We start from the raw sequence: 24,684 nt of genomic DNA, 5'->3' as shown, positions 1-24,684 counted from the left end.
CGTCGGGTCCGAGCGCACCACGCGACGCATCCATCGTCCGCACGCGATGCAGCAATAGTCGGACCGAGCGCGCCACGCGACGCAGCCATCGTCGGGACCGAGCACATCGCGCCATACGCCCACTCACCGGGCTGGCGCGGCGATCGACCACCGCGCAGGCAGCAGCCCGGGCACGGCCGTCCACGGATCGCCCACCGCTTCCCCGGAAGCGCCCCGTCACTGCGCCACCGCACGTGCGGACCATTCGCCGCCGCCTCGTCGGCGCGCCCCGGATGTGCGCTGCGACAGACCGGGATCCGAATCCACGACACGCTTCCGCGGAAGCGTCCCGTCCCGTCCGCACACACCCCAGCGGAAGCGTTCCGTCCCCCGCGACCACTGACCGCTTCTCGCAAGCATCCCGTCCCCGCCGACACCCCCGGCCCGTGACCCGAGACCGCTTCAACGGAAGCGCCCCCTCCCCGCCGGCGCGCCGTCCCCGTGACCCGAGACTGCTTCAGCGGAAGCGTCTCGTCCCCGCCGGCGCCCGCCCTCGCGACCGCAGACCGCCTCAGCGGAAGCGCCCCGCGGACGCAGCCGCACCAGCCATCCACAAGCCCCGATCACGTTGTCGGTGCCCGAGCCTACGATTAGAACAGGTGTTTCAACTAGGAGGTTGCCATGACCACAGCCAGTTTCCAGACCCAACCCGCGAGTCGGCTGTCCGACGATCCCGGTGCAGCCCCACTCGATCCTGGCGAGGTGCGGCCGTTGGAGGAGATCGAGGCGGAGCTGTCCGGGTTGGCGGTCAAGATCGCGGCGTCGACGTGTCGGTTCCTGCTGTTATTGGCCGAGTTCGATGATCGTCAGGGTTGGAACACGGGCGGGTTCGCTTCCTGCGTGAACTGGCTGTCCTGGCGGTGCGGGATGTCGGCGACCACCGCCCGTGAACATGTGCGGATCGCGCATGCTCTGACCGTCCTACCGGGTACCACGGCAGTGTTCGCGGCCGGGCACTTGTCGTTCTCGAAGGTCCGGGCGATCACCAGAGTCGCCACGGCCGAGACCGAACCGGAACTGCTGGCCGTGGCCGCGTCGGCGACCGCGAACCAGTTGGAGCGGTTCGTGGCCGGGGTGCGCACCGCGCGGTCGCTGGATGAGGTGAACCAGCTCCACGGTGAGCGGCACCTGCGTTTCCGGGAGGAACTCGATGGTTCCTATTCCTTCTCCGGGCGGTGCTCGCCGGAGGACGCCGCGGTCCTGATCGAGGAGTTGAACCGGGTCGGTGACTACCTCAAGGACACCGACGCCGGGCACTCCACGGATCCCGAACCACCGCCCTGGCTGCGGGAGAGTGTCGTGCACGGGCACGCCCTCATCGATGCGCTGATCCTGATCTGTGAACAGTCCGTCGTGGCCCACCCCGGCCACGCCGCCACCACCGGTGATCAGGCGGCGGTCTCCACCGGTGCGCACACCCCCCGGGGCCAGCGACGCGGCGAAACCGTCCTGCACGTCACCCTCGACGACCTCGCCAACGCGCGGCCCGCACCCACGGACACGGCCGGCCCCATTGAACCCGAGGTCCTCGAGCCCACCGAGACCGCCGACGGGCTCGGGCGCGAGGACACCCGAACTCTCAGGAGCGATCCAGCGGCGCGCTCCGATGACGCCACCCACGAGGCAGTCGAGGACGGCGCGCAACGCGGTGGCTTCACCACCGTCACCCCAATCACAGGCATCGCCGGCCCCGGCGCTTCCGCGGAAGCGCCGGGGGCCGACCCGGCCACGGCTGAGGAGGATCCGCCGGACACGGCGAAGTTGATCGGGCCACACCTGGAGCTGGGCCCGGCCCTGCACCCCGAGACCGCGCGCCGCCTGACCTGCGACACCGGCGTCGTCACCCACCTACACGCCAACCACACCTCCGGATTCACCGTCGTGCCCAACGCCCGCCCCGGCCGCACCCTCGAGGTCAGCCCACGCGTACGCAGCACCAACGCCGCCCTCAGACGCGCACTCTGGTCCCGCGACCACGGCTGCCGCGCACCCGGCTGCCACCGCCGCGCCTACCTCCACGCCCACCACATCCACCACTGGGCCGACGGCGGCCCGACCACCCTGACCAACCTGGTCCTGCTCTGCGCCACCCACCACCGACTCCTCCACGAAGGCAACTACGACATCACCCTGCGAGAAGACGGGACCGTCTTCTTCACCACCCCCGACGGCCGGATCCTCACCTCGGTACCAACGCCGCCAGTCACCGTGGCCCCTTCTACGGTTGCCGCGCACACGTCCGAGCCCGTCGCAGCCCCCGTGGCCACGACCACGCCGAAGGAGCTCGCCGGATCAGGGCCGACGAGCCCCGAATCCGGCGCAGCTCCGACGATCCGCGACGAATCAGGTCCAGGCGTCGCTTCCGCGGAAGCATCCGACCCCGACCAGTTCCGCGATCCCAACCACCCTCTGACCCCCATCGGCGGCGGCCCGCTGCACCTCGTGGACGCCGTCAGCACCGTCATGGGCAACTGGGACATCCACCGACAGAACGAGCAGGCCCGAGCCGAGGAGAACGTCGCCGACGGACCTCGCACGGAGGACGGGCAAGTTCGCCCGGACGCCACGGCTGCGTGAGACCCGGCGGCCGGCGCGACCACGGGCGGGTGGTCCCCGCCACTTAGCCCCACACGGACGGCTGTCCGTGAGCAAACCTGGCGCCACCGTCGAGGCGGTGCAGGACCCGGACGGCGCCGGATCAGGCCAGGCGCATCGTCGACCAGCCGCGGCCGACCTGCTGACCGGCACCCACCCAGGCCGACGGGGAACCGCGGTAGAGGTACATCCGCCCGTCTGCCGTGATCGCCAGGTAGTCGTCGTAAGCGTCCAGGTCGAACCCGCCGACACCGTGCACCTGAAGACCGGACCACCCGTGACCGAGTTGCCGTGACCCGGTGAAGCGGCCGGTTCCATTGCCGAAGTAGCCGAACAGTCGGCCGGAGCGGTTTACCGCCAGGATGTCCGGACGGCCGTCGCGATTCGCGTCTCCACCGGCGATGACCTGGGTGAACATCTGCCAACCGTGCCCGATCTGGACGCGGCCGGGTAAGAATCCACCGGAGCCGTTGCCTCGGTAGAGCCAGAGAAGGCCGGCGCTGTCGGTGGCGACCAGGTCCGCCTTCCCGTCACCGTTGAAGTCACCCGGTGAGAAGACGTTGGTCAGGGCGGACCAGCCGCGCCCGAAGGCTACCCGCGTGGAGAACCCGCCGTTGCCGGTGCCCGCGTAGAAGTACAGGCGTCCCGTCGTGTCGACACCGAAGATGTCGGCCCGGCCGTCCCGGTTGAAGTCATTGGCAGCGATCAGTTGGAACCCGGACCAGCCGGCACCGACCTGCCGGGAGCTCGCCCATCCCCCGGCGCCGTTCCCGGGGTACAGGCGAAGGCGTCCGGCCGCGTCGGCCGCGAGGACGTCGGAGACGCCATCACCGGTGTAGTCGAGGTTGACGACGTGGCGAGGGATCGGCGTCACGCTGGTGCGCTTCGGGGAGACCTGGCCCGCCGGCGCCCACCCGGTGGTGCCCGAGGTGGTGACCTGGATGAACCCGTTGGTCTTCACACCGGCACCGGGGGTGGTCAGAACGGTTCCACCCCGGACCATGGTGACGATCGCGGCGCTGCGTGACGGGGACGCGTACAGGGTTGTCGTCCCGGCCGCCCAGTAGGTGCATGAGGTCGGTGGCTTCACCGTGGATACGGACGTCGCCCCGGCGCGCAGGGACACGCCGCGGGCAGCGAGCCAGGTGTCCGGGTTGACGACCTTCCCGCCGGCTGCGTTGCCGTAGCGACCCTCCCAGATCTCAAGGTGCAGGTGCGGCCCGGTGGAGACACCGGTCGAGGCCACGGTGGCGATGCGCTGGCCGGCCGCCACCCGGTCGCCGGCGCGGACGAACTCGGTGGCGTTACGCGAGTGCGAGTAGGAACTGCTGACGATGCGGCCGTCGATCACGTGCTCGATGACGATCCACTGCCCGGCCGAGGCCTCCGGCCTCGCGTAGCGCACGACCCCGGCTGCGATCGCATAGATCGGCGTGCCCAGCGGGGCGGCCATGTCCTGCCCCATGTGGGCAAGCGAGGCATTGATCGTCGGGGCGCACCGTGGTCCCTGCGCCGACGTCATGCGGTACGTGCCCGGGCGCAGCGGGGCGACCAGGATCGGAACGGCCGCGGCCGTCACGGACTGCGGCGCAACCAGGTTCGCGGACGACTCGTCGGGTGCGGCGGTCGAACCGTCCTCGTCAGTCGGTGGCTCCGTCACCTCGGGGGTGGGGTGCGCCGTCGGGTCGCCGTCCGTCGGGCCGCCGTCCGTCGGGTCGGTGGGCTGGGGTTGCGGGGTCTCGCCCTCGACCGGCTCGGACGTCTCCTCGGCGGGTGCGGTCGTGTCGTCCGCGGCTGGCTGTGCCCAGGCCGGGCTTCCGAACCCGACGAGGATCAGCACGGCCGCGATCGTCGCGGCTCCGACGCGAGTACCGGCACGGGCACGAAGGGAGTGGGGCGTCATGGCTCGATTCCAAGGGGTGGTAGGTCTGTCCGTCGCCAGAGGCCGGACGGACCACTGGATTGTGCGGCATGGACGCCGCTACGTCTAGTCGTCAGCCTAGACGGAGATGGCACCTCGAGGCGAACTGTCGGCTGGAATCATCGACGATGACTCCGCCAGTTCGCCTCAATCGGCATGAACCGAACACCCCTGGGTAACACAAGTGCTCGACGCGATCCCTCATCGTCTAGACATTGAAGGACACTTCGCGACACACTTCCGGGCTGGTGGACCAGGTCGATCCACAGGCCGCGCGCGTGTGTCGGCCCGGCATGAAAGGCTGCCGTCGATGAGTGAGACACCAGCGAGCGACACCGCGGATGCCGGCCTCACCGCTCCGAGCACAGCCGCACCGAACGATGACGAGCGGAACGGTGACACCACGAACAGTCACGCACCGATCGACACCCGGGCGCGGGCAACGACCGTGCTGCGGCGCCTGGTGGGCTCCGACGCCGCGGAACTGCGCGACGACCAGTGGCGGGCCATCGCCGCGCTGGTCGACGACGGCCGTCGGGCTCTCGTGGTGCAGCGCACGGGATGGGGCAAGTCCGCCGTCTACTTCGTGGCCACCTCACTCCTGCGCGAACACGGCGCCGGGCCGAGCGTGATCATCTCCCCGCTCCTGGCGCTGATGCGTGACCAGATCGCGGCGGCATCGCGGGCCGGGATCCGCGCCGTGACGATCAATTCGGCGAACACCACCGAGTGGGCCGCCATTCACGAGCAGATCGCCGCCGGCGAGGTGGACGTGCTGCTCTGCTCACCGGAGCGCCTGAACAACCCGGCGTTCCGGGACGAGGTCCTCCCCCGCCTGGCCGCGAGCGCCGGACTCGTCGTCGTGGACGAGGCGCACTGCATCTCGGACTGGGGTCACGACTTCCGGCCCGACTACCGGCGGATCCGCACCTTGCTCGACGACCTCCCCGACGGCATCCCGGTTCTGGCCACCACGGCGACCGCGAACGAGCGCGTGACCGCGGACGTCGCCGAGCAGCTCGGCACGGATGTGCTCGTGCTGCGTGGTGGGCTCGATCGGCCCTCCCTGCACCTGGCCGTCGCGCACCTGCCCGACCAACCGACCCGGATCGCCTGGCTCACGGCCAACCTGAGCTCCTACGCCGGTTCGGGGATCGTCTACTGCCTGACGGTGGCCGCCGCCGAGGAGGTCGCCCGGCAGCTGCGGGGCGCCGGCTACGCGGTGCAGGCGTACACGGGCGCGACCGACCCCAGCGAGCGGGAGGCACTCGAGTCGGACCTGAAGGAGAACCGGGTCAAGGCGCTGGTGGCCACCTCCGCCCTCGGGATGGGCTTCGACAAGCCGGATCTGGGCTTCGTGATCCACCTCGGTGCGCCGCCGTCGCCGATCGCCTACTACCAGCAGGTCGGCCGCGCCGGACGCGCCGTCGAACGCGCGGACGTGGTCCTGCTGCCCGGCGCGGAGGACAAGCAGATCTGGGACTACTTCGGCTCGCTCGCATTCCCGAAGGCCTCCGACGTGCGCACCGCGATCGACGCGCTGCCCATGCTCGGCGAGGGGGCGTTGTCCGTGGCGGCCCTCGAGACGCAGGTCGACCTGCGCCGGACCCGGCTGGAGATGATGCTCAAGGTCCTGGACGTGGACGGCGCAGTGCGCCGGGTCCAGGGTGGCTGGGCGGCCACGGGTCAGGAATGGGCCTATGACGCCGACCGCTACGAGAGGGTCGAGGCGGCCCGCGTCGCCGAGCAGGACGCGATGATCGCGTACGAACGCACCGACGCATGTCGCATGGCGTTCCTGCGCCGGGACCTGGACGACCCGGAACTGGCGGAAGGCGAACGCTGCGGGCGCTGTGACAACTGCGGTGGAGTCACCGTGCCGGAGCCGCCGGACCTGGACGTGGTGGAGGCGGCCCGCGAGCGCCTGGACACCCCGGGCATCGAGATCACACCGCGGCGGCAGTGGCCCAGCGGGATGTCCGAGCTCGGGGTGGACCTGCGCGGACGGCTGGGCGAGGGCGAGCGGGCGCAAACGGGTCGCGCCATCGCGCGGCTGGACGGGTTGGGGTGGTCGGTGCCGCTGCGTGAGTTGTTCGCGCCGGTGGGTGGGTCCACGCCCGACGGCGAACTGCCGGTCGGCCTGCGGACGCCGCTGATGCGGGTGGTCGCCGACTGGGCACCGAACGCCGACGGTGTGGTGTTCGTGGACTCGGCCACCCGCCCCGAATTGGTGCAGCACCTCGCACAGGGGGTCGCCCGCCTGCTCAAGGTCCCGATGGTGGGGCGGGTCGCGCCGGCGCCGGAACGCGGGCCGGGTCGACATGACGTGAACTCCGCCCAGCGCCTGGCGGCCGTGGCACGCCGGCTCGAGCTGGACCTGTCCGATGCGGCCGCCACCGGTCTGGCCGGAAAGAGCGTCGTCCTGGTGGACGACTACACCGACTCGGGCTGGACGCTCGCCTATGCTGCGATGCTGCTGCGGCGCGCGGGCGCCGGCGCGGTCCTGCCGCTCGTGCTCGCACAGGCCTGAGCGGCAGGCAGGGCACGCGGGCTACTGGGTGCGGCTGTTCGTCAGCTGGCGGATGAATCGCTCGAGCGGGATCGAGCCGTCCTGCCAGGGCAGCAGCAGCCAGGCGACGAGGTAGGTGCCCCAGCCGATGACGGGCAGCAGGCCGAGCAGCAGCATCAGGATCCGGGCGAGACCGACGCTGACGCCGGTCTGTTCGGCGATCCCGCCACCGAGGCCGCCCAGGATCCGGCTGGGCCCCCGGCGGAAGCCGAACTTGCGGATGGTGTCGAAGATTGCGTCCATGTCCTCAACGGTACGGGCCAATCGGCGACCGCAACATCCGGGATCGCCCTGACCGCCCCCCTTGGATCGGCTCGAGCGGGACCCTGACGGAACACCCACCGTGTGCCAGCATGGCCCGATGGACGACGCACGTGCTCGGCGGATCCTGGTCTACGGCGTCACGGGTTCGGGCAAGACCACCCTGGCCCGCAGGATCGGCGAGGCCCGCGGCCTGCCATGGCATTCCGTGGACGACGAGATCGGGTGGCTTCCGGGCTGGACCGAACGGCCGCCTGAGGAGCAGCGCCGGCTCGCCGAGCAGATCTGCGCCCGGGAACACTGGGTCATGGACACCGCCTACGGCAAGTGGGTCGACGTGCCGCTCGCCCGGGTCGAGCTGATCGTCGCCCTCGACTACCCGCGCTGGTTCTCCCTGCAGCGGCTGGTTCGCCGGACCCTCTCCCGCGCGATCACCCGTGAGGAGATGTGCAACGGCAACACCGAGTCCTGGCGTCAGGCCTTCTCGAAGGACTCGATCATCAGGTGGCACTTCCAGAGCTGGGCCCGCAAGCGGGAGCGGATCCGGCGCTGGGCCGCCGACCCGTCGACCGTGCCGGGTCGCGGGCGGGTGCCGAGCGAGACTCCGGGGGACGCGGCCGGCGGCGGCCCGGGGGCGGAGCCCGAGACTCCCACCGTGGTGCGCCTGCGGACCTCCCGCGAGACCGAGCAGTGGTTGGCCACCCTGCGGCCATGACCGACATCGAGCGGGAGTCGACGCACCCACGGGCCCGGGAGACCCACGACGTGGTCAACCAGGCACCCGCGCGGGAGGACGTCAACGAGTTCACCAGCAACACGGTTCTCGTCGACGCCGTGGCCACATTCGGTGCGGGGTGGGGGCTGCCGGTGCTTGAGCAGGCGGGCGCCCTGATCGGGTCGGCCGCGTTCCAGGCCGACGCGGTGGCCGCGCAGACCCGCCCTCCGCTGCTGCGCAGCCACGACCGGTGGGGCCGCCGGGTGGACCTCGTCGACTACGACCCCGGCTACCACCGGGTGATCGCCGAGGCGGTCGCGCACGGTGCGCACACGAGCGGCTGGTCTGACCCCCGTCCCGGCGCGCACGTCGCCCGGGCCGCGACGTTCATGCTCTTCGCCCAGGTCGAGCCCGGGCACGCGTGCCCGGTGTCGATGACGCACGCGGCGGTCCCGGCGCTGCGCACCACGCCGGACCTGGCCGATCGCTGGCTGCCGCGACTGTTCGCCCGCGGCTACGACGGTGCCCTCGCCGAGCCGGCTGCGAAGCCCGGCGCACTCCTGGGTATGGCCATGACCGAGAAGCAGGGTGGCTCGGACGTTCGCGCCAACACCACCTGGGGCGAGCACGCCGGCGGCAGCGACTACCTGATCACCGGGCACAAGTGGTTCTGCTCGGCGCCGATGTCCGACGCGTTCCTGGTGCTCGCCCAGACGTCCCGCAACGGTAACGCCGAAGGGCTGTCCTGCCTGCTGGTGCCCCGCGTGCTGGAGGATGCGACCCCTAACGTGTTCCGGATCCAGCGACTCAAGGACAAACTCGGCAACCGGTCCAACGCCTCCGGCGAGGTCGAGTTCGAGGGCACCGTCGGCCACCTGGTGGGCGAGCCGGGACGTGGCGTTCGCACCATCATCGAGATGGTGGCCCGCACCCGGCTCGACTGCGTGCTCGGCAGTACCGCGGGCATGCGCCAGGCGGTGGCCGAGGCGCTCTGGCACGTCCGACACCGGCAGGCGTTCGGGTCCCGGCTCGTCGACCAGCCGGCCATGGCCGCGGTCGTCGCGGATCTGGCCCTGGAGGCCGAGGCCGCGACCCTCACGTCTCTTCGGTTGGCCGCGGCCTACGAGGACGACGCCTCCGAGGCGGACGTCGCGTTCCGCCGCCTCGCGACCCCGCTTGCGAAGTACTGGGTCTGCAAGCGTGGGCCGCACCACGCGTTCGAGGCGCTGGAGTGCCTCGGTGGGAACGGGTACACCGAGGCGTTCCCGCTCGCGATGCGTTACCGCGAGCAGCCGGTGATGGCGATCTGGGAGGGCTCGGGCAACGTCATCGCCCTCGACGTCCTGCGCGCGCTCGCCCGCGAGCCCGGTTCGGTGCAGGCGGTCCTCGACGAGTTGGCCACCACCGCCGGCGCGCACCCCACCTACGACGCACACCTTCGCCGGGTCCGGGAACTGTTGACCGCGGCCGCCGGCCAGGAACCGGTGGACCGCCAGGCTGGCGCCCGCGGGCTCACCGAGGCCCTCGCCCTGGCGATGCAGGCCTCGCTCATGCTGCGGCACTCACCGACGGCGTCGGCCGAGGCGTTCGTCGCGGCCCGCCTCGGTGCGGACCGGGCGGCGCAGTACGGAGTGCTGCCGGCCGGGACGGACGTCACCGCGATCCTGGCCCGGCACTGACCGCGGTCTCGGCGCCGGCCGCACCTACTGGTCGGAACCGGGCCCGGCGCCGGGCTCCGGGCGCTCCTCGAGCCGGGCGCCCCGGTACGGGGTGAGCCAGAGGATCGCCGCGATCGCCACGAACCCGACAGCCGTGACCAGCAGGACCGGCTGGAACCCGATCGCGTCCCCGACCAGCCCACCCACGGGTGCGCCGACGACGACCATGGCGCGGTTGATGGAGCGCGCCGTGGCGTTCGTGCGGCCCTGCAGGTGATCGGGGGTGACGACCTGCCGGTAGCCCATCTCGTTCGGGTTGGACGTACCCATCGAGTAGCCGAGCACCGCCTGACCGAGACCGACCAGCAGCGCGCCCGCCCACGGGCCCACACCGATCGCCATGATCGCCCAGCCGACGCCGTTGACGGCCATGGAGGCGATCGCCACCCGGCCGGCCCCGAAGCGGGTGCCGAGCCGAACCGCGCTGAGGCTGCCGAGCAGGGCACCCGTGCCGCCGATCGCGAGGACCAGTCCGAGCGTGAACGCGCTCAGCCCCAGCTCCGTCAGCACGTAGGGGGCGAGCACGGCACCGGCGGCAGCATTGAACAGGAACCACGCATGGGTGCCGATCGTCTGCGGGCCGAGGGTCCGGTGCCGGTACAGCCAGCCCAGCCCCTCCCTCGCCTCGCGGCCGACCCCGCGCAGGGTCAGCTTCTGCGACGGCGCCTCCTCGATCGGGATCCGAGCGATCATGAAGGCGGAGACGAGGCGGGTGGCGGCGTCCACCAGCATCGCCCAGGGCGCGGTCAGGATCGAGACCAGGGCTCCGGCGACGACCGGCCCGGTGGTCTGGGCGAGCGCGTCGCTCTGGTCGAGCCGGGCATTCGCCCGGACCAGGAGCGGTCCCGGCACGAGCCGCGGCAGGTAGGACTGGGATGCCGCGTCATGCAGCAGCGACATCAGCCCGAAGAGGGCCATCGCCACCATCAGAGACCACACGCTCAGGTATCCGGTGAGCGCCAGCGCGGGCACCGCGGTCAGCAGCAACGCACGGGCGACGTCCGCGCCCACCAGCACCGGCCGCCGTCGGGCCCGGTCCACCAGGACCCCGGCGACGATGCCGAACAGCAGGTACGGCAGCCAGCGGGCGGCGTTGACGAGGCCGACGCCGGTCGCGCCCGCCTCCAGGACCTGCACCACGAGGACCTGCAGCGCGAGGGCGCTGACGTAGGAGCCGAACCCGGCCGCCGTCGACGCCGTCCAGAACCGCACGAACCCGGGCCGGGTGCGCAGTCGTTCCTCGCTCATGCCCGTCCCCCGGTCCTCCGTCGTCGTCGGAAGGGTTCTCAGTCCCCGCGACGAAGCAGCGCGGCCTCACCGTGCGCAGGCAGGTCCTCGGACTCGGCGAGCGCGACGAGGTCGTCCGTGACCTCCTTCAGGGCGGCCTCGTCGTAGTCGATCACCTGGACCGACTTCAGGTACGCCTGCACGCCGAGCCCGCTGGCGAACCGGGCGGTGCCGCCGGTGGGAAGCACGTGGTTCGAGCCGGCGATGTAGTCCCCGAGCGGAACCGGCGAGTACGGGCCGACGAAGATCGCTCCCGCGTTGCGGATCCGCGCAGCGTCGGCGGCGGCGTCGGCCGTCTGGATCTCCAGGTGCTCGGCGGCGTAGGCGTTGACCACGTCGATGCCGTGGTCGAGGTCGTCGACGAGCACCACGCCGGACTGGGGACCGCTCAGGGCCGCGCGGATCCGCGCGGCGTGCTTGGCGGTGGTGGCGCGGGTCTCGATCTCCTTGGCGACGGCGGCCGCCAGGTCCTCGGAGTCGGTCACCAGCACGGACGCGGCGGCCGGGTCGTGCTCGGCCTGGCTGATCAGGTCCGCCGCGACGAACCGGGGGTCGGCGCCGGCGTCGGCGAGCACCGCGATCTCGGTGGTGCCGGCCTCGGCGTCGATGCCGACGACCCCGAGCACGGCCCGCTTCGCGGCAGCGACGTAGATGTTGCCGGGTCCGGTGACCACATCCACCGGCTCGCAGGAGTCCTCGGGCCCCTCGGAGCGCAGCCCGTAAGCGAACATCCCGATCGCCTGGGCACCCCCGACGGCGTACACCTCGTCGACACCGAGCAGGGCGCAGGCCGCCAGGATCGTCGGGTCCGGCAGGCCGTCGTTGTCCTTCTGCGGCGGGCTGGCGACCGCGAGCGACTCCACGCCGGCGACCTGCGCGGCGACCACGTTCATCACCACCGAGGACGGGTACACCGCGAGCCCGCCGGGCACGTACAGGCCGACCCGCTGCACCGGGATCCACCTCTGGTGCACGCGGGCACCGGGTCCGAACGCGGTGGTCCGCGGTGTGGGCAGCTGCGCCTCGTGGCCGAGCCGGGCCCGCCGGATCGCTTCGGTGAGGGCCACGCGCACGTCGACCGCGAGCTCTTCGAGGGCGGCTGCGAGCACCACGGCCGGCACCCGCAGACTGGCCGGCCGGACGCCGTCGAACTGCTCGGCGTAGGCGTACAGGGCCGGGGCGCCCTCGGCACGGACCCGGTCGAGGATGGGTGCGACCCGCCCGATGGCCACCTCGATGTCCACCTCGGCGCGCGGCAGCACCGCTCGCAGCTCGGACGCCGGAAGTGCCCGGCCACGCAGGTCGATCGTTCGCATCACGCGCACGAGTCTAGGGCGTCGGGCCACCGGCCCGAACTCCCAGGTACCCTGACGACGTCGGGCCTACACTTGCCTGGTCCGCACGCGATGGAGCGTGCGAGAGCGGCCAGGAGGTCGTCATGAACGAGATCGAGAACCGAGCCGTCGTCGAGCGGTTGGTCCAGTGCCTCAACGACAAGCGGACCGAGGTCATGGACGAGCTGTTCCACGAGGACGCCGTCATGGACTGGCCCCAGTCCGGCGAACAGGTGATCGGCGGCGACAACCGCCGGGCCGTCTACGGGGCGTTCCCGGGCCTGCCGACCGTCACGCCGCGACGGATCCTGACCGCCGCGGATCTGGTGGTCCTCGAGGCCACGCTGGACTACGGAGGCGGGGCCGCCTACCGCAGCGTGTTCATCTTCGAGTTCCGGGACCGCCGGATCGCCCGGGAGACGGCGTACTGGGCCGAGCCGTTCGAGGCACCCCAGTGGCGCGCGGCCTGGGTCACCGTCGACGCCTCGTGAGGCTGGGATACTGGCCCGATGGCCACGCCGAAGCCCGACCAGCCCACCGACGTCGAGATCCGTGACGACATGATCCGCCTCGGTCAGTTCCTCAAGCTCACCGGCATCGCCGACGACGGCGCGACCGCGCGCGCCCTGCTCTCCGACGAGGCGATCGACGTCAACGGCGAGGCGGAGTCCCGCCGCGGCCGGCAGCTGCACCCCGGCGACCTGGTCGAGGTGGACCTGCCCGACGGCGTCCGGCGGCTCCGGGTGGTCAGGCCCGTCTGAGCGGGTGGCCGGCCGGGTGGGACCCGGTGGCGCCCGGTGGCACGGCCGCGGGCCGGCGCGGCCGGCGAGCACGCGCGCACCCTGGTGGCCGTCACGGTCCGCGGTTACGGTGAAGCGATGGACAGCCTCGTGATCAACCGCACCGATGGTCGCAGCGACGGCGAGGAGTGGGCCGAGAACTACGAGGAGTTGCCCGGCGGAGCCGGGATCTCGCTGATCCTCGAGTCCACCTCCCGCGCCGGGGTCGGCCCCCGCCTGCATCAGCACCCCTACGCGGAGACGTTCCTGATCCGCCGCGGCTCGGCCACGTTCACGATCGGCGACGTCGAGCTCGAGGGCCACGCCGGGCAGATCCTGGTGGCCCCCGCGGACACCCCGCACACGTTCCGGACCGGCTCCGACGGTTACGAGGCCGTGCACATCCATGCCAACGAGCGGTTCGTCACCACCTGGCTGGAATGAACCGGTCCGGCCCGTCCGGCGGCGGCCGGCGCCGGGCTCAGACCAGGCAGCTCGGCCCGAGCAGCGCCTTGAGGTCGCCGTACAGCGCCGGGGTGCGCTCCACCCGCAGGCCGTCCTCGAGCCGGAGCACCGTGGCCCGCCCGGGTTCGGTGAGCTTGACGTGCACCTCGGTGACCCCGGGGTGCGTGGACAGGATGTCGCGCAACTGCTCGACGACCGGCGTGGTGCACCGGTTCGTCGGGATGGACAGCAGCATCGGTGCGTCGTCGCCCACGGACACGTCCGGGATGGAGACCTCCATGGCCTGCAACTGCATGACCTCGTCCCGGCGTCGGACCCGCCCGCGCAGCACCACGACCTGGTCCTCGGCGAGGATCGTGGAGTACGCCAGGTAGGTCTCGCCGAAGAACATCACCTCGACCGAGCCTTCCATGTCCTCGATCGTGACCGCTGCCCACGCGTTGCCCTGCTTCGACATCTTGCGCTGCAGCGAGGTGATCAGCCCCGCGATGGTCACCGTGGACCCGTCCGGGCGGGCCTCGTCCGCGTTCAGGGTCGCGATCGAGACGTCCGCCGCCTGGGTGAGCACGTGCTCGATGCCGGACAGCGGGTGATCGGACACGTACAGGCCGAGCATCTCCCGCTCGAAGGCGAGCTTCTGCTTCTTGTCCCACTCGGGAAGGTCCGGGACCTCCACGGCGAAACCTCCGCCGTCGGCGTCCCCACCGCCGAGCGAGGCGAACAGGTCGAACTGGCCCTCCGCCTCCTTGCGTTTGACCCCGATCACGGAGTCCACCGCCTGCTCGTGCACCATCAGCAGCGCACGGCGGGTGTGGCCGAGGGAGTCGAACGCGCCGGCCTTGATCAGTGACTCGATGGTCCGCTTGTTGCAGACCACCGCGGGCACCTTCTCGAGGAAGTCCGTGAAAGAGGTGAAGTCCCCCTTCTCCTCGCGGGCCGCGGCGATCGCGGCGACCACGTTGTTGCCGACGTTACGCACCGCGGCGAGGCCGAACCGGATGTCCGACCCGACCGGGGTGAACGTGGCCGCGGAGGCATTCACGTCCGGCGGCAGGACCGTGATCCGCATCCGGCGGCACTCGTTGAGGTAGAGCGCCGACTTGTCCTTGTCGTCCCGCGTCGACGTGAGCAGGGCGGCCATGTACTCGGTCGGGTAGTTCGCCTTGAGGTAGGCCGTCCAGTAGGAGACCAGCCCGTACGCGGCCGAGTGCGCCTTGTTGAACGCATAGTCGGAGAACGGGACGAGCACGTCCCAGAGGGTCTTGATCGCCTTCGCGGAGTAACCGCGCTCGACCATGCCGGAACTGAACTTGTCGAACTCGGCGTCCAGCACCTCGCGCTTCTTCTTGCCCATCGCCCGCCGGAGCAGGTCGGCCTGCCCGAGCGTGTACCCGGCCAGGTGCTGGGCGATCGCCATCACCTGCTCCTGGTAGACGATCAGGCCGTAGGTGGTGCCGAGGACCTCCTCGAGCGGTTCGGCCAGCTCGGGGTGGATCGGGGTGATGTCCTGCTGGCCGTTCTTGCGCAGGGCGTAGTTCGTGTGTGAGTTCGCGCCCATCGGGCCCGGCCGGTACAGGGCGCCGACGGCGGAGATGTCCTCGAAGTTGTCCGGCCGCATCAGCCGCAGCAGCGACCGCATGCCGCCGCCGTCGAGCTGGAACACGCCGAGGGTGTCGCCACGCGAGAGCAGACCGTAGGTGGGGCGGTCGTCCAGGGGCAGGTCCTCGACGACCACCGGTTCCTTGCCGTTGACGACGATGTTGTCGAGCGCGTCGTCGAGGATGGTCAGGTTGCGCAGCCCCAGGAAGTCCATCTTCACCAGGCCGAGGTCCTCCCCGGCGGGGAAGTCGATCTGGGTGATCACGGCGCCGTCCTGCTCCCGGCGCATGATCGGGATGATGTCGATCAGCGGCTCGCTGGCGATGATGACGCCCGCCGCGTGCACGCCCCACTGGCGCTTCAGGTTCTCCAGGCCGCGGGCGGTCTCGAGCACCCGCTGGGCGTCCGGGTCGAGCTCGACGACCTTGCGGAACTCGTCCGCCTCGGCGTACCGCTTGTCCTGCGGGTTGTAGATGCCCGTGAGGGTGACGTCCTTGCCCATCACCGCCGGGGGCATCGCCTTGGTGAGCTTCTCCCCCATCCCGAACGGGTAGCCGAGCACCCGGGAGGAGTCCTTCAAAGCCTGCTTGGCCTTGATGGTGCCGTAGGTGACGATGTAGGCGACCTTGTCCTCGCCGTAGGTGTCCGAGACGTACTTGATGACCTCGCCGCGGCGACGCTCGTCGAAGTCGATGTCGAAGTCCGGCAGCGACATCCGCTCGGGATTGAGGAACCGCTCGAAGATCAGCCCGTTCTGCAGCGGGTCCAACTCGGTGATGCTCATCGCGTACGCGGCCATGGACCCGGCTCCGGAGCCACGGCCTGGCCCGACCCGGATGCCGTTGTCCTTGGCCCAGTTGATGAAGTCGGCGACCACCAGGTAGTAGCCGGCGTACCCCTTGGAGGTGATGATGTCGATCTCGTAGGAGGCCTGCTTGCGGACCTCGTCCGGGACGGTCTCGCCGAACCGCTTGTGCAGACCGACCTCCACGGACTTCACGAAGGTGGAGATCTCGTCCTCGCCCTCGGGCACCGGGAAGTGCGGCATGTACTTGCCGACCTGCTCGGTGAACGTCACGTCGCACTGCTCGGCCACGAGCAACGTGTTGTCGCAGGCCTCCGGGTAGTCCCGGAACAGCTCGCGCATCTGGGCGGCGGACTTCAGATAGTAGCCCTGGCCACCGAACGCGAACCGCTTGCCGCCCTGATCGTAGGTGGGCTCGTCGAGCGTGGCCCCGGACTGCACGCACAGGAGCGCCTCGTGCGCGTGGGCGTCCTCCTCCTTGGTGTAGTGCAGGTCGTTGGTGGCCAGCAGCGGCGCGCCGATCTCCTTCGCGATCTCGATCAGGTCCGCGAACGTGCGCCGTTCGATGTCGAGACCGTGATCCATGATCTCGATGTAGAAGTTCTCCTTGCCGAAGATGTCCTGGAGCTCCCCGGCCGCCCGGACCGCCTCGTCGCGCTGGCCCAGGCGCAGCCGGGTCTGGATCTCACCGGACGCGCACCCGCTCGTGGCGATCAGGCCCTCGGAGTAGGTGGACAGCAGGTCCCGGTCCATCCGCGGCCACTTGCCGAGCTGCCCCTCGAGCGAGGCCAGCGAACTCATCCGGAACAGGTTGTGCATGCCCGCGGTGGTCCGCGAGAGCAGGGTCATGTGCGTGTAGGCGCCGCGCGCCGAGACGTCGTCGCCCGCCTGGCTCGCCTCGCCCCAGCGCACGCGCGTCTTGTCGAAGCGGGACGTGCCCGGGGTGACGTACGCCTCGACGCCGATGATCGGCTTGATGCCGTACTTGCGGGCCTTCGACCAGAAGTCGTAGGCGCCGAACAGATATCCGTGGTCCGTGGTCGCGACCGCGGACTGGCCGAGCCGCTGCGCCTCGGAGAACAGGTCGTCCAGCCGTGCCGCCCCGTCCAACATCGAGTACTCGGTGTGGACGTGGAGGTGCACGAAATCGTCGGACATGCAGGAGATTCTAGGTCGAGCCGCCGACACTTCGGGTAGGCCGTCCGGCGTGCCCGGCGCCCTCGGCGTGTCCCGCCCGGCGTGTCCCGTTCAGGGCCGCTCGGGAGGCTTCCCGATCTCCGACGGCGGCGCCCGGGCCGGGCGCGAACCGTACGCTGTGCGGGTGGTGCGGACGGTTCGGGGCCGACGGCGGGCGGCGCCGCTGGTGCTGACCCTTGCGCTGGTGGCGGTGTCGGTCGGGTGCGCCGACGGTGCCGGAGGTACTGGTGGTGCCGGTGGTGCAGGAGATCCGGACCGGTGGTCACCCGAGGCCGGGCCGACCGTGCCCTCCTGGCAGATCGTGCTCGCGGCCGAGCCCGGCGCGGAGCTCGCCGAACTCGACGGGGTCGACGTGTACGACCTCGACGGCGCCGACACGGCACCCGACCGGGTCGCCGCCCTCGCTGCGACCGGGGCGCACACCATCTGCTACGTCAACGCCGGCGCGTGGGAGGACTGGCGAGACGACGCCGACGAGTTCCCCACCGAGGTGATCGGGGCGGCCTACCCGGGCTGGGACGGGGAACGCTTCCTGGACATCCGCCGTCTGGAGGTCCTCGCGCCGCTGATGGAGGCACGACTGGATGGGTGCGCCGCGGCGGGCTTCGACGCCGTCGACCCGGACAACATCGACTCCTACGACACCGCGACCGGCTTCGACCTGACCCGCGCCGACGCCGTCGCCTACGCCCTCTGGTGGGCGAGCGCCGCGCACGAGCGGGGACTCGCCGTCGGGCAGAAGAACGCGCCCGACCTGACCGAGGACCTCGTCGGGGAGTTCGACTTCGCCGTCACCGAGGACTGTGCGGCCGACGGCTGGTGCGCCGACGTGAGCGGCTACCTCGACGCCGGCCGGCCGGTGTTCGCGATCGAGTACACCGACCGGACGGACACCGACGCCTTCCACGGATACTGCTCCGACCCTGCCCTGGCCGGGTTCTCGCTGGTCCTGAAGAACCGCGACCTCGACGAGTGGCGAGCGGGGTGCCCGTGAGTGCGGATACTGTCGGCGGATGGCTGAACTGAGCGCGCTGCCGCGTGGACCCTGGCGCGAGGTGGCCGCCGCCGCGGGCCTGCTCGGTGCCTCCGGTGCGCCCCGGCCCACGATCTTCGCGGAGATGTCCGCGCTCGCCGCCAGCACCGGCTCGCTGAACCTCGGTCAGGGCTTCCCCGACGCCGACGGCCCGGAGACCGTCAAGGCGGCCGCGGCGGCCGCGATCGCGGCCGGACACAACCAGTACCCGCCGGGGCCCGGGATCCGGGAGCTGCGCGAGGCGATCGCCGCCCATCAGGAGCGTCACTACGGGCTGTCTCCGGACCCGGACACCGAGGTCCTGGTCACCGCCGGGGCCACCGAGGCCATCGCCGCGGCGATCCTGGCCCTGGCCGGTCCGGGCGACGAGGTCCTCACCCTCGAACCGTTCTACGACTCCTACGCCGCCGTCATCGCCCTCGCCGGCGCGAGGCACACGAGCGCGCCGCTGCGGCCTGGCGAGGACCCGGCCGACGGCTTCCGTCTGGACCTCGACGCACTGCGGGCCGCGTTCACCCCGGCGACCCGGGTGGTGCTGCTCAACTCCCCGCACAACCCGACCGGCGCCGTGCTGACCCGCGCCGAACTGACCGAGATCGCCCGCCTGGCGCTCGCGCACGACGCCCTGGTGGTGACCGACGAGGTCTACGAACACCTCACCTACGACGGCGTCACGCACGTCCCGATGGCGACCCTGCCCGGCATGGCCGAGCGCACCCTGACCATCTCCTCCTCCGGCAAGACGTTCTCCCTGACCGGCTGGAAGATCGGCTGGGTCAGCGGTCCGGCGGGACTCGTCGACGCGGTCCGGGCGGTCAAGCAGTTCCTCACCTACGTCAGCGGATCGCCGTTCCAGCCGGCGATCGCCACCGCGCTCGCGCTCGAGACCGGGTCGGGTCCGGACGCGACCTGGGTGCGTGACCTCGCCGCATCGCTGGCCGGGCGCCGGGACCTGCTCTGTGCGGGACTGACCGACGCCGGGTTCACGGTGATCCGGCCCCAGGGCACCTACTTCGTGATCGCCGACGCCGCGGACCTGCTCGCCGGCACCTTGGCGCCCACCGGCATCGATACCGGCGCGGACCTCTGCCGGGAACTTCCCGCCCTGGCCGGCGTCGTCGGCGTTCCCACCTCGGCGTTCACCCGGGCCGGGTCCGACGCCGACACGGCCCTGGCCACGACGGTCCGGTTCACGTTCGTGAAGTCGACCGAGGTGCTCACCGAGGCGGTGCGGCGGCTGCGGGTGCTCGGCCACTGAGGGTCCGCCGGTCTCGACTGTCCGGTTCAGATCCCGAACAGGGTGTCCGGAAGCAGGTGCGGGACCGCCATCACGGCCCAGAACCGCAACCAGCGTCCGGCGACGGAGATCAGCGCGAAGAGCCACCAACGCATCCGCACCGTCCCGGCGAGCACGCTGACCAGCGCGTACGGCGGCACGCCCGCGAACGCACTGACGGCGGTGACCAGGCTCGGACCCCAGACGTGCCGCCGGCACCAGGTCTCGACCTGGTCCATGCGGTCCACCCACCGACCCTTCGCCGTCGACCGCTTGCGCAGGTGGGCGAGGTCCAGCACGCCGCGGCCGAGGAGATAGTAGAGCATCTTGCCGGCCACCTGCCCGAGCGCTCCGGCGAGCGCCAGCCACACCGCGGGGACCTCCGAGACCACCGCCATCGTGAGCAGGTACACCTCGGCGGGCAGCACGATCAGGATCGCCGAGACCAGGCAGTAGCCGAAGGCCGCGGCAAGTTCCAGCACGCCGTGAACAGTACCGGGCGGTCTGGGAGGATGGAGGCGTCCGGTACGCCCGGCCCACTGGTCGAGGCACGGCGGGAGGAAACCTATGTCCATGGTCGAGACCGTCACGGTCGACGGCGAGCGGTTCGAGGTGCGCCGCTGGGCCGGCACCTATCACCTCACCTGGCTGACCGGGCCGAACCCCGGGTACGGCTTCAGCATCGGCAGCAACACCGGCGCCGACCTCGATGCCCGGTTCCTCGAGGCCGAGATCCGAGGATTCCTCGCGCAGATCGACCCCGAGACGGGCCACCTGTAGGCGCGCGCTCCGTTCTGGTGGACGAGGTCGGCAACTTCGCACTCGCGGTCAGGCCGCGACCGTGACCTCGTCCGGGTCGGTGGGCGCCTCGGGACCGGCGGTGGGCGCCTCAGGACCGGCGGCCGGTGCGGCGCGCGTCTCGGAGCCGGCCCGGCGTGAGGCGGCCGCCCGGCGCACCAGGAGCGCGGCGCCCACGGCGAACAGCGTGGCCAGGGCGAACACCCCGGTGAACGGGGCGTTCGCCGTCGGGCCGCCGGTGAGGGTGCCGAACACGACGCCCGTCCCGGCCAGGGCCACGGCACCGCCGATGGAGTCGGCGATGGTCGCCGCCGAACTGTTGAACCCGCGGTCGGTGTCCGTGGACATCGCGAGGACCATCGTGGAGATCCGCGGGTAGGCCAGCCCCATGCCGGCGCCCGCGAAGGTCCACACGATCACCGTGGCCAGCGGTGGGGCCGCGAGCAGACTGGTCAGCATCGAGGCGGCGATCGCGAACAGCACCAGGCTGGTGCCCAGGCGCAGCACGCCCCGGTCGCTGACCCGGGCCGCGACCCGCCCGTGGATCTGGGACGCCAGCGCCCACGCGAGCCCACCGAACGTCAGGGCGAAGCCCGCCAGTACCGGGCTCACGTGGTGGACGTCGGTGAGCAGGTAGGGCAGGTAGACCTCCGCGCCCAGGAACGCCCCGGACAGCACGCCGCGCAGCGTGATGACGGCCGGGAGACCGCGCCTGGCCCGCAGGGCACCGGTCGGCAGCAGCGGACGCAGCGCAAGGAGCACCACGATGAACGCGGCGGCGGCCCCAACCCGGCCCCCGGTGGTCCCGGTGGCGGAGGCGATGTCGACAGCGAGCACCCCGGCCGCGGCCAGCACCGCCCAGCCGACGGTGGCCGGGCGCCAGGGCGCCCGGGCACTCGGGGTGTCCGCGGCGAGCCGGCGCAGCGCAGGTCGCAGCATGAGGACCGCCGGGACGACGAGCAGGATCACGCCGTGGAACACCCAGGTCCAGCCGAGATGCTCGGCGACCAGCCCACCCAGGAACGGTCCCACCAGGGAGGGCACCACCCAGGCGGCGGCGAAGCCCGCGAAGATCCGCGGGTGCAGGTCGGCCGGGTAGATCCGGGCGACCATCACGTACAGGGCCACCGTGATCGCCCCGCCACCGAGTCCGTGCAGGAGCCGCCCGGCGACCAGGATCTCCATCGAGCCGGCGAGCCCGGCGATGGCGAGCCCGACCACGAACAGGGCGAGGGAGGCCAGCAGCGGACTCCGCGGCCCGGTCCGGTCCGACCACTGGCCCGCGACCACCATCCCGATGATGCCGACCGCAAGCGGGCCCGAGAACGCCAGCGCGTACAGCGAGGCTCCGTCCAGAGCGGCGCTGATGCCAGGCATCACCGTGGTCACCGCGAGGGACTCGAACGCGGCCAGGAACACGAGGGCGCACATGCCGATGCTGATCCAGCGCAGCCGCGGGCCGAGCACGGTCAGGGGTGGCTCCGCGGCCACGGATGGGGTCATGACGAGCAGGCTAGAGTCTCAACAGTGGTTGAGGTCAAGGAGGTTTCGACGATGCCCCGGATCGAGGGTGGGAAGACGCACGTGCTGACCGTGGGCGAACTCTCCGCGCGCAGCGGGGTGGCGCCGTCGGCGTTGCACTTCTACGAGCGGCAGGGGCTGATCGGCGCCGAGCGCACGCCCGGGAACCAGCGCCGCTACCGGCGGGACACGCTGCGCCGGGTCGCGTTCATCCGGGTCTCCCAACGGGTCGGGATCCCGCTGGCCAGGATCCGGGAGGCGCTGGAGTCGTTACCCTCGGGCCGCACCCCGACGAAGGCGGACTGGGCCCGGCTGTCCCGGATCTGGCGCACCGAACTCGACGAGCGGATCGCGGCGCTGGAGCACCTGCGCGACGACCTGACCGGCTGCATCGGCTGCGGTTGCCTGAGCCTGCGCACCTGCACGCTGCAGAACCCGTCGGACACCCTCGGCGAGACCGGAGCCGGCCCGCGGCGCTGGGACGACGTCGGCTGAGTGTCGCGTCCGGCCGACCGAGCCGCTTCACGCCGACCGAGCCGCCCGTGCCCGACTCGCTCGCCTGGACCTGCTCGCCGGGCGGAGTGCCGGACGTCAGCGCGCCGTGAGCACCTTCACGGCGTCGCGGTGCCAGATCCGGGCGTCGAGGTAGCGGTCGGTGCCGATCGCGTAGCCGAGGGCCGCGTAGAACGGCAGCGCGCCCTCCTGTGCGGACAGCTCGACCCGTACCGTCGCCGGTTCCCCCGCCGCGTGCTCGGCCAGCGCGATCTCCTCGAGGGCGACCATCAGCACCCCGCCCACGCCCCGCCGTCGGGCCCGGCCCCGCACCGCGACCCGGGTGACGTGCACGGTGCCCGGGTGCGCCGGGTCGGCGAGCAGCCGTGCGGTGCCGAGGTCGGCGGCCCCGGTGGCGTCGTCGGGGTCGTCGGTGACGAGCACGTGCGAGGTGCCCGGCCGGGCGTCCAGGTCGTCGAGTTCCTCGTCGGCGCGCACACCCTGTTCGCCGACGAACACCTCGAACCGGATCGCGTGCACCCGGGCCAGTGCCGCGGGGTCCGCCGGGTCGATCCGGACCACCCTCACGGCGCCTGCAGCCTCTCCAGGGCGAGGGCGAGGTCCTCCGGGTAGGAACTCGTGACCTCGAGCCACTCCCCCGTGCCGGGATGGTGGAAGCCGAGCCGCATCGCGTGCAGCCACTGCCGGGTGAGGCCCAGTTCCGTGGCGATGCTCGGGTCCGCTCCGTAGGTCAGGTCACCCACGCACGGGTGGTGCACGGCACTCATGTGCACCCGGATCTGGTGGGTCCGGCCGGTCTCCAGCCGGATCTGGAGCAGGGACGCCCGCCGCATCGCCTCGAGCGTCTCGTAGTGGGTGACGCTGTCCTTGCCGTCGGCGACCACGGCCCACTTGTAGTCGAGGGTGGGGTGCCGCCCGATCGGGGCATCGATCGTGCCGGTCGACGGATCCGGATGCCCCTGGACCACGGCGTGGTAGACCTTCTCGACGGTGCGCTCCTTGAACGCACGCTTGAGCACGGTGTACGCGCGCTCGCTCTTGGCCACGACCATCAGGCCGGAGGTGCCGACGTCGAGTCGGTGTACCACGCCCTGCCGCTCCGGTGCGCCGGAGGTGGAGATCCGGTACCCCGCCGCGGCCAGTCCACCGACGACCGTCGGCCCGGTCCAGCCCGGGCTCGGGTGCGCGGCGACTCCGACCGGCTTGTCCACGACCACGACGTCCTCATCGTCGAACCGGATGGCCATGCCGGGCACCGGCTCCGGTGGCGCAGCCGGCGTCGGCGCGAGGTCCGCGAGGGTCACCTCGAGCCAGCCGCCCGCGGTGAGCCGGTCGGACTTGCCGAGCGGGCGCCCGTCCAGGAGCACGTCGCCGTTCGCGGCGAGCTCGGCCGCGCGGGTACGGCTCAGACCGAGCAGCCGGGCCAGCGCGGTGTCGACGCGTTCGCCGGCGAGCCCGTCCGGGACAGGCATCGCGCGGGTGTCAGCCACGGTCGGAGCCGTCGGCGGTCGTCGCGCCGTCACCGGGCTCGACGGCGGTGCTCGCCTCCTCGTCGGTGGTCGGGTCCCGATCGGGTCCGGTCCCCTCCGGCTCGACGGCGGAACTCGCCTCGTCGTCGGTGGTCGCCTCCGCGTCGGGGCCGGCCGGAGCCAGGCGGCGACCGTCCACGCCGAGGCCGCGGAAGGTGAGGACCGCGATCCCGATCGCGGAGAGCACGATCGCGATGTCCGCGACGTTGCCGACGAACCAGTTGTTGTAGTTGATCATGTCGACCACGTGGCCCTTGCCGAACCCGGGCTCGCGGAACAGCCGGTCCGCGAGGTTGCCGAGGTTACCCCCGAGCAGAGCGCCGAGGGCGATCGCCCACGCGAGCGACCCGAGCCGTCGGGCCACCACGATGATGACGGTGGTGACCACGGTCGCCGCGATCGTGAAGATCCAGGTGGAACCCTCCGCGAACGAGAAGGCAGCCCCGGAGTTGAACACGAGGCTCAGCCCGAGGAAGTCCCCGATGACCGGGACGTACTCACCCGGCTCCAGCCGGGTCACCGCGAGGTACTTGGTCGCCTGATCCACGACCAGCACCACCACCGTGAGCCCGACCAACAGCGCGAGCAGGCGCCGGCGCCGGGCCGGCGCGGTGGCCTGGTGGCGGCCACCGGCCGAGGAGTCGGTCGAGCGGTGCGTCTGCTCGGCGTCCGACGGGGTCGGCTCCGTCGAACGGTCCATGGGTGCTGCCCTCTCCGGCTCAGGAACGGC

Annotated in this window: 21 protein-coding genes; 11 read left to right on the top strand and 10 right to left on the bottom strand. The window is 71.6% G+C overall.

All coding sequences use genetic code 11. The features are described from left to right. Window positions 1–660: 660 nt before the first annotated feature. A complete protein-coding gene (locus tag EXU48_RS17215) occupies window positions 661–2,616 on the top strand; it encodes an HNH endonuclease signature motif containing protein (RefSeq protein ID WP_133108912.1) in 1,956 nt (651 codons plus the stop codon). Between the two features lie 121 nt (window positions 2,617–2,737). On the opposite strand, the gene EXU48_RS17210 is transcribed toward EXU48_RS17215, so the two are convergent. Further along, on the bottom strand, window positions 2,738–4,537 hold the full coding sequence (locus EXU48_RS17210; protein ID WP_133108911.1) for an FG-GAP-like repeat-containing protein: 1,800 nt from the start codon (window positions 4,535–4,537) through the stop codon (window positions 2,738–2,740). Window positions 4,538–4,865: 328 nt separating this feature from the next. Between EXU48_RS17210 and EXU48_RS17205 the strand changes: the two genes are divergently transcribed. Then, window positions 4,866–7,085, top strand: a complete 2,220-nt coding sequence (locus tag EXU48_RS17205; RefSeq protein ID WP_133108910.1) for a RecQ family ATP-dependent DNA helicase — start codon at window positions 4,866–4,868, stop codon at window positions 7,083–7,085. 21 nt (window positions 7,086–7,106) lie between these two features. Here the strand turns inward: EXU48_RS17205 and EXU48_RS17200 are convergent, their stop codons facing one another. Continuing rightward, a complete protein-coding gene (locus EXU48_RS17200) occupies window positions 7,107–7,367 on the bottom strand; it encodes a PspC domain-containing protein (RefSeq protein WP_133108909.1) in 261 nt (86 codons plus the stop codon). A gap of 118 nt (window positions 7,368–7,485) precedes the next feature. On the opposite strand from EXU48_RS17200, the gene EXU48_RS17195 reads away from it, so the two are divergent. Both EXU48_RS17195 and EXU48_RS17190 read left to right on the top strand, forming a co-directional pair. Further along, window positions 7,486–8,100, top strand: a complete 615-nt coding sequence (locus tag EXU48_RS17195; protein WP_133108908.1) for a P-loop NTPase family protein — start codon at window positions 7,486–7,488, stop codon at window positions 8,098–8,100. After that, on the top strand, window positions 8,097–9,779 hold the full coding sequence (locus EXU48_RS17190) for an acyl-CoA dehydrogenase family protein (RefSeq protein WP_133108907.1): 1,683 nt from the start codon (window positions 8,097–8,099) through the stop codon (window positions 9,777–9,779). Before EXU48_RS17195 ends, EXU48_RS17190 begins: the two co-directional genes overlap by 4 nt. A 24-nt stretch (window positions 9,780–9,803) precedes the next feature. Here the strand turns inward: EXU48_RS17190 and EXU48_RS17185 are convergent, their stop codons facing one another. Then, window positions 9,804–11,066, bottom strand: a complete 1,263-nt coding sequence (locus tag EXU48_RS17185; protein WP_133108906.1) for an MFS transporter — start codon at window positions 11,064–11,066, stop codon at window positions 9,804–9,806. 38 nt (window positions 11,067–11,104) lie between these two features. Then, window positions 11,105–12,424, bottom strand: coding sequence for a histidinol dehydrogenase (gene hisD, locus EXU48_RS17180; protein WP_133108905.1), 1,320 nt, complete (start codon window positions 12,422–12,424; stop codon window positions 11,105–11,107). Window positions 12,425–12,543: 119 nt separating this feature from the next. On the opposite strand from hisD, the gene EXU48_RS17175 reads away from it, so the two are divergent. The 3 genes from EXU48_RS17175 (at window position 12,544) to EXU48_RS17165 (ending at window position 13,662) form a co-directional block, all read left to right on the top strand. Next, a complete protein-coding gene (locus EXU48_RS17175; RefSeq protein WP_133108904.1) occupies window positions 12,544–12,930 on the top strand; it encodes a nuclear transport factor 2 family protein in 387 nt (128 codons plus the stop codon). 18 nt (window positions 12,931–12,948) lie between these two features. Next, window positions 12,949–13,200 carry an RNA-binding S4 domain-containing protein gene (locus EXU48_RS17170; RefSeq protein ID WP_133108903.1) on the top strand — a complete coding sequence of 84 codons (252 nt, stop codon included), beginning with the start codon at window positions 12,949–12,951 and terminating at the stop codon, window positions 13,198–13,200. Window positions 13,201–13,317: 117 nt separating this feature from the next. Next, the gene (locus EXU48_RS17165; protein WP_133108902.1) at window positions 13,318–13,662 is read left to right on the top strand and encodes a cupin domain-containing protein; all 345 of its coding nucleotides are present in this window, start codon (window positions 13,318–13,320) and stop codon (window positions 13,660–13,662) included. Between the two features lie 37 nt (window positions 13,663–13,699). On the opposite strand, the gene dnaE is transcribed toward EXU48_RS17165, so the two are convergent. Beyond that, entirely contained in the window at window positions 13,700–17,245 is a 3,546-nt protein-coding gene (gene dnaE / locus EXU48_RS17160; RefSeq protein WP_133108901.1) for a DNA polymerase III subunit alpha, read from the bottom strand. A gap of 163 nt (window positions 17,246–17,408) precedes the next feature. Between dnaE and EXU48_RS17155 the strand changes: the two genes are divergently transcribed. Both EXU48_RS17155 and EXU48_RS17150 read left to right on the top strand, forming a co-directional pair. Beyond that, on the top strand, window positions 17,409–18,278 hold the full coding sequence (locus EXU48_RS17155; RefSeq protein ID WP_165962871.1) for an endo alpha-1,4 polygalactosaminidase: 870 nt from the start codon (window positions 17,409–17,411) through the stop codon (window positions 18,276–18,278). A gap of 19 nt (window positions 18,279–18,297) precedes the next feature. After that, window positions 18,298–19,575 carry an aminotransferase class I/II-fold pyridoxal phosphate-dependent enzyme gene (locus EXU48_RS17150; protein ID WP_133108899.1) on the top strand — a complete coding sequence of 426 codons (1,278 nt, stop codon included), beginning with the start codon at window positions 18,298–18,300 and terminating at the stop codon, window positions 19,573–19,575. A gap of 26 nt (window positions 19,576–19,601) precedes the next feature. Here the strand turns inward: EXU48_RS17150 and EXU48_RS17145 are convergent, their stop codons facing one another. Next, the gene (locus EXU48_RS17145) at window positions 19,602–20,075 is read right to left on the bottom strand and encodes a YqaA family protein (protein ID WP_165962870.1); all 474 of its coding nucleotides are present in this window, start codon (window positions 20,073–20,075) and stop codon (window positions 19,602–19,604) included. Window positions 20,076–20,166: 91 nt separating this feature from the next. On the opposite strand from EXU48_RS17145, the gene EXU48_RS17140 reads away from it, so the two are divergent. Further along, complete coding sequence (locus EXU48_RS17140; RefSeq protein ID WP_133108897.1) at window positions 20,167–20,373, top strand: hypothetical protein; 207 nt, start codon at window positions 20,167–20,169, stop codon at window positions 20,371–20,373. A gap of 48 nt (window positions 20,374–20,421) precedes the next feature. Here the strand turns inward: EXU48_RS17140 and EXU48_RS17135 are convergent, their stop codons facing one another. After that, a complete protein-coding gene (locus EXU48_RS17135; RefSeq protein WP_235857096.1) occupies window positions 20,422–21,894 on the bottom strand; it encodes an MFS transporter in 1,473 nt (490 codons plus the stop codon). Window positions 21,895–21,945: 51 nt separating this feature from the next. On the opposite strand from EXU48_RS17135, the gene soxR reads away from it, so the two are divergent. Continuing rightward, the gene (gene soxR / locus EXU48_RS17130) at window positions 21,946–22,407 is read left to right on the top strand and encodes a redox-sensitive transcriptional activator SoxR (RefSeq protein WP_133108896.1); all 462 of its coding nucleotides are present in this window, start codon (window positions 21,946–21,948) and stop codon (window positions 22,405–22,407) included. A gap of 96 nt (window positions 22,408–22,503) precedes the next feature. On the opposite strand, the gene EXU48_RS17125 is transcribed toward soxR, so the two are convergent. The 3 genes from EXU48_RS17125 to lspA are packed head-to-tail and all read right to left on the bottom strand — an operon-like array spanning window position 22,504 to window position 24,654. Continuing rightward, window positions 22,504–22,992: a GNAT family N-acetyltransferase gene (locus EXU48_RS17125; RefSeq protein ID WP_133108895.1), complete on the bottom strand. Its 489-nt coding sequence runs from the start codon at window positions 22,990–22,992 to the stop codon at window positions 22,504–22,506. Beyond that, a complete protein-coding gene (locus tag EXU48_RS17120; RefSeq protein WP_407938745.1) occupies window positions 22,989–23,897 on the bottom strand; it encodes an RluA family pseudouridine synthase in 909 nt (302 codons plus the stop codon). The genes EXU48_RS17125 and EXU48_RS17120 overlap by 4 nt, the downstream gene beginning before the upstream one ends. 10 nt (window positions 23,898–23,907) lie before the next feature. Further along, window positions 23,908–24,654 (bottom strand): signal peptidase II, encoded by a 747-nt coding sequence (lspA, locus tag EXU48_RS17115; RefSeq protein ID WP_133108893.1) that lies wholly within the window; start codon window positions 24,652–24,654, stop codon window positions 23,908–23,910. Window positions 24,655–24,684: the final 30 nt, after the last annotated feature.

It is taken from the genome of Occultella glacieicola (genome assembly GCF_004353825.1).
GTDB lineage: Bacteria > Actinomycetota > Actinomycetes > Actinomycetales > Beutenbergiaceae > Occultella > Occultella glacieicola.
Note: the sequence above shows the minus strand (reverse complement) of the source record. Positions and strands in the feature narration are given on the sequence as shown.